The 12,574-nt window shown below is 56.7% G+C and carries 11 protein-coding genes and 1 CRISPR repeat array; of the genes, 3 read left to right on the forward strand and 8 right to left on the reverse strand.

Annotated features, from left to right (window positions below):
• The first annotated feature begins 86 nt into the window (after positions 1-86).
• Complete coding sequence (gene nrdD, locus Dpoa569_RS17830; protein WP_042868094.1) at positions 87-2,225, forward strand: anaerobic ribonucleoside-triphosphate reductase; 2,139 nt, start codon at positions 87-89, stop codon at positions 2,223-2,225.
• Between the two features lie 95 nt (positions 2,226-2,320).
• On the forward strand, positions 2,321-2,785 hold the full coding sequence (gene nrdG, locus Dpoa569_RS17835; protein WP_042868092.1) for an anaerobic ribonucleoside-triphosphate reductase-activating protein: 465 nt from the start codon (positions 2,321-2,323) through the stop codon (positions 2,783-2,785).
• A 69-nt stretch (positions 2,786-2,854) separates the two neighbouring features.
• Here the strand turns inward: nrdG and Dpoa569_RS17840 are convergent, their stop codons facing one another.
• On the reverse strand, positions 2,855-3,307 hold the full coding sequence (locus Dpoa569_RS17840) for a YhbP family protein (RefSeq protein ID WP_042868090.1): 453 nt from the start codon (positions 3,305-3,307) through the stop codon (positions 2,855-2,857).
• Positions 3,308-4,324: 1,017 nt separating this feature from the next.
• On the opposite strand from Dpoa569_RS17840, the gene Dpoa569_RS17845 reads away from it, so the two are divergent.
• Positions 4,325-6,004: a methyl-accepting chemotaxis protein gene (locus Dpoa569_RS17845; protein WP_042868088.1), complete on the forward strand. Its 1,680-nt coding sequence runs from the start codon at positions 4,325-4,327 to the stop codon at positions 6,002-6,004.
• A gap of 95 nt (positions 6,005-6,099) precedes the next feature.
• Positions 6,100-6,556: direct repeats of the CRISPR family, unit length 30 nt; unit sequence CGGTTTATCCCCGCTGGCGCGGGGAACACT.
• Between the two features lie 83 nt (positions 6,557-6,639).
• Here Dpoa569_RS17845 and cas2e read toward each other — a convergent pair.
• From cas2e to casA, 7 genes are read right to left on the reverse strand one after another with little or no spacing between them, the layout of a single operon-like run.
• Positions 6,640-6,933, reverse strand: a complete 294-nt coding sequence (gene cas2e / locus Dpoa569_RS17850; protein WP_042868086.1) for a type I-E CRISPR-associated endoribonuclease Cas2e — start codon at positions 6,931-6,933, stop codon at positions 6,640-6,642.
• Entirely contained in the window at positions 6,930-7,853 is a 924-nt protein-coding gene (cas1e, locus tag Dpoa569_RS17855) for a type I-E CRISPR-associated endonuclease Cas1e (protein ID WP_042868084.1), read from the reverse strand. Before cas1e ends, cas2e begins: the two co-directional genes overlap by 4 nt.
• A 13-nt stretch (positions 7,854-7,866) precedes the next feature.
• On the reverse strand, positions 7,867-8,514 hold the full coding sequence (cas6e, locus tag Dpoa569_RS17860; RefSeq protein WP_042868082.1) for a type I-E CRISPR-associated protein Cas6/Cse3/CasE: 648 nt from the start codon (positions 8,512-8,514) through the stop codon (positions 7,867-7,869).
• Positions 8,514-9,251, reverse strand: coding sequence for a type I-E CRISPR-associated protein Cas5/CasD (gene cas5e / locus Dpoa569_RS17865; RefSeq protein WP_042868080.1), 738 nt, complete (start codon positions 9,249-9,251; stop codon positions 8,514-8,516). The genes cas6e and cas5e overlap by 1 nt, the downstream gene beginning before the upstream one ends.
• Before the next feature lie 7 nt (positions 9,252-9,258).
• Complete coding sequence (gene cas7e, locus Dpoa569_RS17870; RefSeq protein WP_042868078.1) at positions 9,259-10,320, reverse strand: type I-E CRISPR-associated protein Cas7/Cse4/CasC; 1,062 nt, start codon at positions 10,318-10,320, stop codon at positions 9,259-9,261.
• Positions 10,317-11,000: a type I-E CRISPR-associated protein Cse2/CasB gene (casB, locus tag Dpoa569_RS17875; protein ID WP_042868076.1), complete on the reverse strand. Its 684-nt coding sequence runs from the start codon at positions 10,998-11,000 to the stop codon at positions 10,317-10,319. The genes cas7e and casB overlap by 4 nt, the downstream gene beginning before the upstream one ends.
• Entirely contained in the window at positions 10,993-12,528 is a 1,536-nt protein-coding gene (gene casA / locus Dpoa569_RS17880) for a type I-E CRISPR-associated protein Cse1/CasA (protein ID WP_042868073.1), read from the reverse strand. Before casA ends, casB begins: the two co-directional genes overlap by 8 nt.
• Positions 12,529-12,574: the final 46 nt, after the last annotated feature.

Here is a 12,574-nt window from a genome sequence, read left to right on the forward strand (position 1 = left end):
AAAGCATCCACAACCTCTGTACCCGTTGTCAGTTGCGGCTTTTTCCTGTGGATAACCTTAACAAAGGAAACACACCGAGGAACAACATGAAACCAGTAGTGATTAAACGAGACGGATGTCAGGTACTTTTTGACGAAAACCGAATCAATGACGCGGTCCTCAAAGCGGCCAAAGCCGCTGACGTGGATGATGCGGACTACTGTGCCACCGTTGCCGGTGCCGTCGCCCAGCAGATGCAAGGGAAAGCGCGCGTTGATATTCGTGAGATCCAAAACGCGGTGGAAAACCTGCTGATGTCCGGCAAATACAAGCAACTGGCGCGCACCTATATTGAATACCGCCATGATCGTGATGTGGCGCGCGAGCGTCAGGGCCAGTTAAATCAGGAAATCCGCGGATTAGTGGAACAGAGCAATATGGCCCTGCTCAACGAAAACGCCAATAAAGACAGCAAAGTCATCCCTACTCAACGCGACCTGCTGGCGGGCATTGTCGCCAAACATTACGCCAAACAGCACATTCTGCCGCGCGACGTGGTGCTGGCTCACGAACGCGGCGAGATTCACTACCACGACCTCGACTATTCGCCGTTCTTCCCGATGTTCAACTGTATGCTGATAGACCTCAACGGCATGTTGACGCAGGGCTTCAAGATGGGCAACGCGGAAATCGAGCCGCCGAAGTCTATCTCCACCGCTACCGCGGTCACCGCGCAGATCATCGCGCAGGTCGCCAGCCATATCTACGGCGGCACCACCATCAACCGTATTGATGAAATTCTGGCGCCGTTCGTTACCGCCAGCCATGAAAAACACAGTGCCGTCGCCCACGAATGGCAGATTCCCAACGCCGAAGACTACGCGCGCAGCCGTACCGAAAAAGAGTGCTACGACGCCTTCCAGTCGCTGGAATATGAAGTCAACACCCTGCACACCGCCAACGGCCAGACGCCGTTCGTCACCTTCGGCTTCGGTCTAGGCACCAGTTGGCAGTCACGGTTGATTCAACAGTCCATCCTGCGTAATCGCATCGCCGGGCTTGGCAAAAACCACAAAACGGCGGTGTTCCCGAAACTGGTGTTCGCCATCCGCGACGGCGTCAACCACAAGCCGGGCGATGTGAATTACGACATCAAACAACTGGCGCTGGAATGCGCCAGCAAGCGCATGTACCCGGATATTCTCAATTACGATCAGGTGGTTAACGTCACCGGTTCGTTCAAAACGCCGATGGGCTGCCGCAGCTTCCTTGGAGTGTACGAAGAAAACGGCGAGCAGATCCACGATGGCCGCAACAACCTGGGCGTCATCAGCCTCAACCTGCCGCGTATCGCGCTGGAAGCCCAGGGTGATGAAGCGCGCTTCTGGCAATTGCTGGACAAGCGACTGCTGCTGGCGAAAAAAGCACTGATGACGCGTATCGCGCGGCTGGAAAATGTAAAAGCCCGTGTAGCGCCTATACTTTATATGGAAGGGGCCTGTGGCGTACGCCTGAAAGCAGACGACAATATCGCCGAGATTTTCAAGAATGGCCGCGCATCTATTTCACTGGGCTATATCGGGGTTCACGAAACCATCAACGCGTTGTTCAGCAATCAGGTGCACGTGTTTGATGATGAAACCCTGCGGCAGAAAGCGGTGGCGATTGTCGCGCACCTGAAGGCCGCCACCGAAAGCTGGAAGGAAGAAACCGGTTATGGTTTCAGCCTCTACAGTACGCCAAGCGAAAACCTGTGCGACCGTTTCTGCCGTCTGGATACGGCTGAATTCGGCGTAGTGGCTGGCGTCACCGACAAGGGCTACTACACCAACAGCTTCCATCTCGACGTGGAGAAAAAGGTCAATCCATATCAGAAGATCGACTTTGAGGCCCCTTATCCGCCGCTGGCAAATGGCGGTTTTATCTGTTACGGCGAGTATCCTAACCTGCAGCACAATCTCAAGGCGCTGGAGGACGTATGGGACTACAGCTACACCCGCGTCCCTTATTACGGCACCAATACGCCAATCGACGAGTGCTACGAGTGCGGTTTTACCGGCGAGTTCAACTGTACCAGCAAAGGCTTTACCTGCCCGCAGTGCGGTAATCACGACGCCTCGCGCGTCTCGGTAACACGGCGGGTGTGCGGCTATCTGGGCAGCCCGGATGCGCGTCCGTTTAATGCCGGCAAGCAGGAAGAGGTCAAACGCCGGGTAAAACACCTTGCCAGTGGGCAACTGGGCTGACAGTCTGCGCGGTGCGCTCGGTGGGCGCGGTCCGTGCACGATTGCAGCGTTAAGCTGATGCCGCCCGACGGGCGGCTTTTTGGACGGTCATCGCTATGAACTACCATCAATACTATCCGGTGGATGTGGTCAACGGTCCGGGAACACGCTGTACGCTGTTTGTGGCAGGCTGCGAACATCAGTGCCCCGGCTGCTATAACCAGAGCACCTGGCGACTGAACTCCGGGCACCTTTTCACACAGGAAATGGAAGATCGCATCATCGCCGATCTGCAAAATACCGACCTGCCTTTGCAAGGGCTGTCGCTGTCAGGCGGCGACCCGCTGCACCCGCAAAACGTGCCTGATGTGTTGCGGCTGTTGCAACGGGTGCATGACGAATGTCCCGGTAAAAACATCTGGATGTGGACCGGCTACCGGCTGGATGAACTGACGCCGGAACAGCGCAACGTGGTAGACCTGATCAATGTCCTGGTGGATGGTCGCTTCGTGCAGGAACAACGGGATTTGACGCTAATGTGGCGTGGCAGCCGTAATCAGGTGATTCATCACCTGCGCTAATACGTCTCAGCGCAGGCCAGCCGTGTGGCGCACACACCAACGGCAACAATCACTAACGCTGGGGATGGGTTACAGTGCTTCCACCACCGTGTTGCGCCGCCAAAGGTGCTTCTTTCCAAACCCCAGCGCGTTGTCCGTCATTTTCATTTCGTTAAGCAACAGCTTCCAGACCGGCGCACCGCTGCTGCGCGCAATCGGGAAGCGCACGTTATAGCGGCTGCGCGCCTGCGCTTCTTCCTCGCCCGTCAACCGACTGATCTCACCTAAAAACTGCACGCCTCTAATCAGCAGCACGCTCTTTGGCTGCCCATTGACCGTGCCCGCCACCTTCGGACAGCGCCGCATGATCTCGCCGTGCCGGGTATCCGGCTCCGTCATCAGATAAAAAGCAATCTTTTCATCATCAAACACATAAAAACAGTTAGCGCACCATAACTCATCATCATCGCTGACACACAGCGTCAGCACATGCAACTTCTTCAGATAGCGGGAAATGACTCCCAAGGTATTCTCTGCTTCCACGGCCTCTCTCCGGGTGGAATGTCGTTAATCCTTGCCTGACCGGATAGCATCAGTCCCTGTCATCGTGAACTGCATAACATGCCACTTCCAGGGCAAAATACGGACCTATTACACGGCTATTCTACCCTTCATTGATAGAAAAAACGGATAACATCTTCACATAAAGGGAAATTTTAGTGCTATGCTCAAACAGAGTCTCCCCCGGTCGGCATAATCATCGCCGCCAGAGTGCACACGGACCGCGCACCCAGTGGAGTAATACTGCGGGCACAGAAAGCATAACGGCAAAAACATACCGTTAATTGCAACTTATTCCGGTTATTCTGCCTTCGGTCTGATACCACCTTACCATTCAGCACGACCGACAGCAGATTATTGAAAAAATGTGAAGCGAATAAAACATTACTCAATAAGGCTTTGATTTTCTCCACTATCTGTATCCTAAATAAAATCATACGACTGACCGTGGAGAAATAAGGGGATACAACCTGGTATTTAACATACCGGAAACCAATTATATAACAGCCCTTTACCACTACTAATAATAAGCATTACCGCATTAAAGGTGAAAAACTCAGCAAGTAGCTATAATTGGATTAAGAAAGACATTGGATTAAGAAAACAATTGGATATACCCAAAATAATTCGAGTTGCAGGAAGGCGGCAAGAGAGTGAATCCCGATGAGCTTACTCTAGTAAGTGATTCGGGTGAGCGAACGCAGCCAACACACCTGCAACTTGAAGTATGACGGGTATAGAAGTAAAAATCGAATTAAAGCAACGTGTTTTACATCGTTCGGACTGCGAAAAGGCGGTACCGGGGAGAAACATATCGACCTAATCATCACGTCGTTATGACATAGGCAATCGGACATATCGCAAGGGGAAATAACACAAAACAAGTCAGCAGAACCGATTCACCTGAGAATATCTGCTTTTACAGTTTATTAAATATATCCGTTACGTTGTACATATTGGGAATCTGACAACCAGTTGCAGAAATACCCAGGAGAGAAAATGAAAAACTACAAAATTGGTATTCGGCTATCAGTGGGGTTTGGGATACTTATCGCGTTTTCGTTGATCATGCTTGCCAGCGGCATTTATCAGCTAAACCAAATTACCCAGAATGCTGAGCGCATCATGCAAGTCCCTCTGCGCAAAGAGCGGCTGGTGGCGGACTGGGCGGCGACGCTTTCCGCCGGTATACAGCGAACCACCGCCACCGCGCGCAGCAGTGACCCCTCGCTGGCGCAGGTTTTCGCAGCAGATAACGCCAAGGCCACCAAAGAGAACAATGAACGTGTAGAAAAATTTACCGAGCTGGTGTCATTGAATGAAGAAAAGGCGCTGCTGGATAAATTAAACGCTGACCGTCAGGCCTATATCAAAGCGCGAGATGAAATTTTCAGCGCTAAGGCCGCAGGGAACGCTGAACAGGCTAAACAAGCCTTTGAACAAAAGCTGCTGCCTATCTCTGTTGAATACCAAAAAAGCATGAACACCTTGCGCGACTATCAACGCAACGGCATTGACCGGATGCAGGTGGAGATTAGCGAACGCGCCAGGAGCAGCTATTTCTTTCTTGGCATACTTGGGGCGTTGATTACTATCATCGGCTCCGTGCTCGCCTGGGTACTGACCCGCAGCATTGTGCAGCCGTTGCAAAAAGCGGTACAGGTGACATATGCCGTCGCCAAGGGTGATCTGACCGAAATGATTTCCGCGCAAGGCCGCGATGAGCTGGCGCAGTTGCAACACGCGCTACATGAAATGACGTCTCAGTTACGCACCGTAGTCGGCGACGTGCGCGAAGGGTCTGAAGCCATTGCCGGTGCATCGTCTCAGCTTTCGGTGGGCAATCAGGATCTCTCCAACCGCACCGAAGAACAGTCCGCAGCACTGCAGGAAACCGCAGCGTCTATCGAACAGCTCACCTCAACCGTTAAACAAAACGCCGATAACGCCAGACAAGCCAGCCAGTTGGCGCAAGACACCGCCAATCAGGCTCAATCCGGTGGTCAACTGGTGGGCGAAGTGGTGCAAACCATGGGCGCTATCGATAGTTCTTCGAAGAAAATCGTCGATATTATCGGCGTTATCGACAGCATCGCTTTCCAGACCAATATTCTGGCGCTCAATGCGGCGGTTGAAGCGGCTCGTGCCGGCGAACAGGGCCGTGGATTTGCAGTAGTAGCCAGCGAAGTACGCAGCCTGGCCCAACGCAGCGCTTCCGCCGCCAGAGAAATCAAAGAACTGATTAGCCATTCCGTAGAAACCGTGGACGCGGGGAACCGACTGGTGGAAAAAGCCGGTGCATCCATTCAGGGGATTGTGGATGGGGTGCGCAAAGTGAGCGAACTGGTAGGTGAAATCAGCATCGCCAGCCAGGAGCAGTCACTTGGCATCGAACAGGTGAATATGGCCATCAATAAGATGGAACAGACCACATTGCAAAACGCCTCACTGGTGAGAGAAGGCAATAACGCGACACAAGCCTTGCAGCAGCAGGCAGAGCAGTTAAAACAGGTGGTTAGTATCTTCCATTTGGGCGGCACAAGGGCTGACGCTTATCACCAACCCAGCAGCAGACCAATGCTTTCAGCCTCCCCTGCTCCAGCCAAAACGCTGGCCTTAAAACCGGCGGCGTCATCACGCAAAACGGCAGGCAGCGAGGATGACTGGCATTCCTTTTAAGCAGCGTTTTTAACGCCGTTTGCCGTCAACAACAAACCAGAGGCACCCTTCCCCAAAGGGTGCCTCTGGCGCTTCAGCAGTCCCTTTTTGATAAAGCGTTTATCCCCGCTGGCGCGGGGAACACTGGCAGTCCAGCCACGTTGGTGATTACGTCTACGGTTTATCCCCGCTGGTGCGGGGAACACGTTACGGCGAACGCGAAACGCGTTGTTAGATTCGGTTTATCCCCGCTGGCGCGGGGAACACCTTTCTGCGGTCCTCTTTTCGTGCTGCGATAGCGGTTTATCCCCGCTAGCGCGGGGAACACGCACATACACCTTGATTTCCTTGTGCGTATCTCGGTTTATCCCCGCTGGCGCGGGGAACACTCACGCCACATCGTTAAGTCTATGAAAACGTCCGGTTTATCCCCGCTGGCGCGGGGAACACTGCTTTTGTTTGCCTGTGAAAGTAAACTATTGCGGTTTATCCCCGCTGGCGCGGGGAACACTCCAGCATGGTGTAACGTTCGCCGGATTCCCCCGGTTTATCCCCGCTGGCGCGGGGAACACTCTAAAAATATATACCTGTTTTATAAGGTATTTTAAAGGCAGGAAAATTCCACCGATTTTTCCCGGTTGTTAAAGAACACTAACTCACTGATTTTCAACAGGGTGAAAAGAGACTAACCGCAGTCCATCGAGATCCACCGGCATCCGGCGATTTTCACCGACCGTCTGGAACTCAAAACCGGACTCAGTGTTAGTGGCCCAGGCCATTACCACATTGCCTTGTTCAGCCAGTTCCACCACCTGTTGCCAGATCATTTCCCGTACCCGGCGCGAGGTGTCGCCCACGTACACCCCGGCGCGCACCTCCAGCAACCAGACCGCCAGCCGACCGCGCAAGCGCGGCGGCACGTTTTCCGTCACCACCACCAGCATACTCATCCGCCATGCCCCCGATGCCCGGCGTCGCCAAAGGGTGTCGGTTCGGGAATGGCCGGCGGTTGTGCATCTGGCGGTGCCTGTGGCGGCTCAATTTCGCCGGCAGCCAGCACGTCTTCAATCAAAGGAATCAGTTTGGCCAGCGTTTGCTGGCTGCGGAAAATATCGCGGCAGGCCACCCGCACCTCACGATCCGGCTCCAGCGGGTTGCGAGCGGCAATCTCGAACGCCTTAGGCACCACGCCGTCAAACTTGATGATGTCGGCAATGTCGTACACAAACGACAACGGCTTGCCGCTGTGGATAAAACCGATGGCGGGCGCATAACCTGCCGCCAGTACCGCCGCCTCGGTAATGCCGTAAAGGCAGGCGGTCGCGGCGCTGATGCACTGATTCACCTTATCGCCACGCGCCCAGTCTTTTGGGTCGTAGCGGCGGCCATCCCATTTCACGCCGTACTGTTTTGCCAGCAAACTGTAGGTCTGGCGCACCCGTGCGCCTTCAATGCCGCGCAGTTGCTCCACCGAACGGCGGCTCGGCGCCGGTTCGCCAAAGCGCAGTTCAAACATACGCCGCACCACTTTCAGGCGCAATTCTTCATCCAGCGCCAGACGGGCCTGATACAACAACCGGTCGGAACGCGCGCCGCCCGGCTGTCCGGCAGCGTATAGCCTTACCCCGGCTTCCCCCACCCACACCAGCAGCGTGCCGACGGTGGCTGCCAGCCTGGCCGCCGCATGGGAGACGCGAGTGCCCGGCTCCAGCATGATGCAGGCCACCGAGCCAACCGGGATGTGGGTTCGTACACCGGTTTTGTCGATCAGCACAAACGCGCCATCCACTACGTCGATCTGCCCGTATTGCAGGAAGATCATCGAGGTGCGGTCTTTGAGCGGAATTGGGCTAAGCGGAACAAACGACATGGCAACCTCCCGCTTACGCCCGACGCAGCAACAGCAGTCCGCAACCCAGCGCCCGGCTTTTCCCCAACCCCTGGCTGACCGCCTGCGCAAAACGTTCGGCGTCGGTAATGCGTAGCAGGCCGTCAAAATCCACCGAGCTGAAGCTGACCGGCTCCGTCTGCTGCGGTTTATACCACCGCTGACGCTGATAACCGTCAACGCGACAGGCATTGACCTCAAACCCCCAGCGCTCTCCCTGACGCGCCAGCCAGTCGGCAGCGGCCTGCTGCTGACGCGGCCAGATCTCCGCCGGGTCTACCCCTTGTGCTTTAGCCTGATATTTAGCATCCATCAGCACATCGCTGCGCTTTTTCTGGCGCGTCACCACCGGGTTGGCGCGCAGGGAAAACGCCAGTTGCATCCCGGCGTTCAGTTGCGGTTGCCACGGCTTGGTGTCCACTACAAACAGGTTGTGATCCTGTCGGGGCGCACAGGCCGAGAGCAGGTAATAGCGGCTGGCATCGGTATGGCAGTCCTGCCGGAACAAAAAGCGGCGCTGCTGCTCCTGCGGGAACAGTTGCCACAACCACTGATGGCTGGCATAAACCGGCGACGTCAGCCATTTCTCCGCCATCGCCGACGGCAACGCCGCCGGTTGCAGCGTGACTCTGGAAAAGAACATTACTGACCTCCTTTCAGTACGCCGTAGTACTGCACCCGCGTGGTGAACTGCCAGCGCCGACGGCTGGCAGGCTGGTCGCCGCGCACCACTTCCATCATCGCGTCGCCCTCTGCAACATCCTCTCCCGGTTCCCAGTAGCAACTGCCATCCGGTTGGTTGATGGGCTCCAATGCCGGGTCATTGAGCAATGGCGTGTTCTTAACCTGTTGCCACACCTCGGCCAGCGAACCGCACAACAGATGCGGCGACAGCGGCAACGCCAGTGGGCAACTTTTACGACCAAGGTAAAGTGGGAAGACCGGGGTGCGTAGGGCCTGCGCCAGTTGTGAGAGCGTGACGGGCGCGCCCTCGGTAGCGCTCACCGCCACGTGGTAATAGGCATCGCAGCGGTATTCACGGGCAGTCAGCAGCGTTTCCAGCCCCTGCTCCGGGTCTGAACACAGCTCGTCACGCCGGGTGTAGCGCACCCGTTTGCGGTCTTCACGCGGCATCTGCACGGTATGGTAATCACGCAACCAGCCTTCACGGCGGGACAGCAGCCTGAACGCAAAACGGTAGTGCGCGTTAAACTGCGCCAGTCGCTCTTCTTCTTCGCGCCGAATGCCGAGCGCCGCCGCCAATAACCCCAGCAGCGCAGAACGGCTCGGCACCGGCGCAGAATGGCGCACCTCGCCCACCGCCGGTTCCCCCCACGAAGCCAGCGGCGCGTAAAGCTGAAACACCAGATACTCTGTCATGCCGGCCTCACTGGCTGATGAAATCCAACAGTTGCGGCAGGCTGCCGACACCGGCTTCGACATTCAGCACATAGTCGCTCATGCCGTCAGCGCCGTAGGCGCGATTGAATTTCTCCTGCTGGTTTTTCAGCGCGCTGATAGCCGCCTCCAGCGGTTCCCCGCTACGCACCGGCGTAAAGAACGCCACCGACAGCGCACGCGGTTGCGCCGCTCCCCGCTCCGCCAGCACGTAAGAGGCATAAGCACGGGACGCGAAACTGTTCTGCTTGCCGGTGGGCGACACAGTGAGCGCAGTTTCACCCAGCGCCCGCAGCGTGCGCTGCACCAGCGCGTCGTCACCGTCGAGGTTTTCCAGCAACCGGTCACGGTCGATGCAGATATAGTGATAGAACAGCGCCGAAGCAAAACCCTGCTCGCCCATGTGGGCAGAGCCGCTGTTGTCATCACCGGTGTTAAGGTCATCCACCGCGGTGAAGAAGTCGTCTTCCACCGTTACCGCGCTGACGCCCAGCGCGTGCGCCACCTGACAGGCCGCTTCCACGTTGAATTCTGGGCTGGAAGCCAACATACGGCCAAACAGCGCGATATCAACGCTTGCCACCTGTTTGCACAGCAGTTTCAGCTCTTCGCTGTTGGGTTCGCGGGGTTCGGCAATCAGCGTCTTCACCAGTTGGTCTATCCGCGCTCGCTCCGGCACGCTGATGTGCGCCAGTTGCTCGATGTCGAATTTCTCCAGCGGGTCGGAACTGTTTTTCTCTTCTTTTTTCAGCTTGCCGAACTGCCCGGCAATCTTCTTCGCTGCGTCCTCGGCGGTTTTGGTCGCCACGCCGCCATCAAGCAGTTGCTGATAAACCTCGCGCCCCAGCCGCCGGGTGCGCTTACCGATATGTTCGCCCAATGCGTTTTCAAACACCGCCGAGGTACGCCAGGCGCGTTTGAGGCTCTGGGATGACACGCGCAGCCGCTCCACTCCGCCGACCAGAGCGGTTTTCGGGCGACCCGCATCGTCGCGGTTGAGGTTAGCAGGCGCGTAAGCCGTTAAAAAATGCAGTTGAATAAAGGTGGTCATGCCGGTTCCTTGTTGTCGGTCGGGTGGTTTCCGTTGGCGTCTTCCGGTGCAGATATGGCGGATGGCATCGCATCCGGTGCCGGTTGCTGGGTTTTCTGGTGGTATTCGCACGTCCAGCGTACTGCGTTACGTTTCAGCGGGTTGGGGTCAGCAGGCAGGTTTTGCTGCCGGGCCTGCCATTCATCCATCCACAGCAGGATGCCATCAGCCAGCGACGGCAGATTCACGCCTGCGCTACCGCGAATATTGACCGCCCGAATCAGCAGGCGGCACAGTTCTTCCGGCGTTTGCGCACGCAGCAGCCGCTCAAAACGCAGTTCGGACAGGTAACGCCGGTCGCTGCCAGCACTGACCGTTTCCCCCAGTTGCGCGGCAAAACTTTTCCTGTCGTTGTTTCCGTCGGCATGGGCCGCCACCGCAGCAAATATCGCCACACCGAACCGTCGATGCGGTTGATTGCCTATCACTCCGGCCAGCATATTCGACAGCCGCATAAACCCCTGGCAGGTCAGCGCGCCATAAGGGGCCGCGGCGCGCCTTAACGCCGCCCGATCCGCCCGTCCGTTGTGGTTTTCGTTATGCCGGTTTTGTAATTGCTTAAACCATATATCTATTTTCTCCGCGGCTGGCGGATTTATCACCAGCCGCGTTGCGGTACTATCCTTACTACCTCTATCCATTCGCCGGTTCCTCCTGAGGTTGCAATCCTTTGAGCTGTTTCATTGATTTTTGTCTGTGGAACTGTGTCAACATCTCGCTGCGCGCTTTTACCGCTCGCGTCAGGTCGCCCTGCTGGTCCGGGTTGCCGAATGTCAGCCGGTCGAAGGTGCCGATCAGGTACATATAGAGCTGATTCTGCCAGGCGTTCAACGACTTGACCGGGCAGTTGCCACCGGCAATAGAACGATAGAGCTGCCGGAAAAGCTGTTCGGTTTCCTGCCAGAACGACACATCGATGAAGCTGAAATCTCCCCCCACGTCTTTCGGGCGGCTAAACCAGGCCGCTTTCACCGACTGACGCAGCAGTTGCTGAGCATCGTGCGCCATCTGCAAGCCCAGCGGCAGATAGTCTTTTACCGCCGGAGTAATCTCTTTCCATACCGGTATACGGTGTTCGTACCAGCAGCGGGCTTTCATGTTGTCCATGTCGTAGCCAAAGCACCACAGCCCCACCTGTTTCCGCAATGGCTTATTCAGGAAGTTACGGCTTACCACGTAGGCCGGCAGCATTTCGTTTAGCGTATCTTTGGTGCCCAGCACCAGCCCCAGCCAGTCACGGTAGGAAAGCCCACCCGGCTGACCTTTGAGCGAGAGCAGCGTGCCATCTTTAAGCGACTGGCGATAAGGCGTCAGCGGGTGTTTCCAGTGTTCATACTGCACGCCGTAGTTTTTGCTGCGGTAGTGTGTCAGCAGTGCGTCGGAATGCTCCCCGCACAGGTCGCAATGCCCGGATTCGGTATGGCTGAAATCGAGTTCGATGCGGCGCGGCATCCCCCAGAACGCCTGCAACGGGTGCGCGTTTTCCGGCGTCACCTTGTCTTTGTCGCCTTCGCTGGTGCGGGTAGCCGTAAGCCAGGGGAATACCGACGCATCGCAATGCCCACGCTCGCCGGGGGTGACGTTGGCCCACAATTTGCGCCACAGCGGCACCGGCCTGTGCGCGTCATGCGGCATCAACAGGGTGGTAATCGGGCCGCCGCCGCGCACGCCGACCCGATGGCCAACACCGCCGGACGGCGCATTGGTTTGCAGTGTGTACAGCGCCAGCGCGGCGCAGTGCGGGCAGATGGCGTTTACCGCACCGCGTTTGACAAAGTGATCTTTATTGAGCTTAAGGGTGTTGCCGCCCGGCGCATCGATCAGTAAGCCGGATATCGGGCTGTTGTCAGCCGCCAGCGGCGAGAAATCCTGCATAAACGCAGGTTTGCCGGCGCCAAACTGGAGCGCAGGCGCCAGGCTGTCCAGCGCCTGTATCCAGCCCTCGCCCAGCCCGTCGCGCCAGATGTCCTCCCAGACTTCGACATCCGGTGGCGGGTAGGCGGTTTGCAGCAAACCGATCAGCAACTGCCAGGCTGCGCCCTGAAAATCAGGCCGTGGACACGCCAGATCGATAATCCGGTCGTCGGCCAGTTGACGGGGAGAAATACGGGTGCGGCGCCCGTCCGCATCCACTACGGGTAACCAGAGTGTGTCAATCAGTGAAAACATGAACCTACCTCTTCAGCAAGGCCTCATCCGTAAGGTCGTCATGATT

Origin of the sequence: Dickeya poaceiphila (genome assembly GCF_007858975.2) — a bacterium.
Taxonomy (GTDB): Bacteria; Pseudomonadota; Gammaproteobacteria; order Enterobacterales; family Enterobacteriaceae; genus Dickeya; species Dickeya poaceiphila.

Excerpts from the sequence above, each read along its gene's own strand:
- cas2e (WP_042868086.1), bottom strand. The coding sequence starts at position 6,933 with ATGAGTATGCTGGTGGTGGTGACGGAAAACGTGCCGCCGCGCTTGCGC.
- nrdG (WP_042868092.1), top strand. The coding sequence starts at position 2,321 with ATGAACTACCATCAATACTATCCGGTGGATGTGGTCAACGGTCCGGGA.
- cas1e (WP_042868084.1), bottom strand. The coding sequence starts at position 7,853 with ATGTCGTTTGTTCCGCTTAGCCCAATTCCGCTCAAAGACCGCACCTCG.
- nrdD (WP_042868094.1), top strand. The coding sequence starts at position 87 with ATGAAACCAGTAGTGATTAAACGAGACGGATGTCAGGTACTTTTTGAC.
- Dpoa569_RS17845 (WP_042868088.1), top strand. The coding sequence starts at position 4,325 with ATGAAAAACTACAAAATTGGTATTCGGCTATCAGTGGGGTTTGGGATA.
- cas6e (WP_042868082.1), bottom strand. The coding sequence starts at position 8,514 with ATGTTCTTTTCCAGAGTCACGCTGCAACCGGCGGCGTTGCCGTCGGCG.
- cas5e (WP_042868080.1), bottom strand. The coding sequence starts at position 9,251 with ATGACAGAGTATCTGGTGTTTCAGCTTTACGCGCCGCTGGCTTCGTGG.
- casB (WP_042868076.1), bottom strand. The coding sequence starts at position 11,000 with ATGGATAGAGGTAGTAAGGATAGTACCGCAACGCGGCTGGTGATAAAT.
- casA (WP_042868073.1), bottom strand. The coding sequence starts at position 12,528 with ATGTTTTCACTGATTGACACACTCTGGTTACCCGTAGTGGATGCGGAC.
- cas7e (WP_042868078.1), bottom strand. The coding sequence starts at position 10,320 with ATGACCACCTTTATTCAACTGCATTTTTTAACGGCTTACGCGCCTGCT.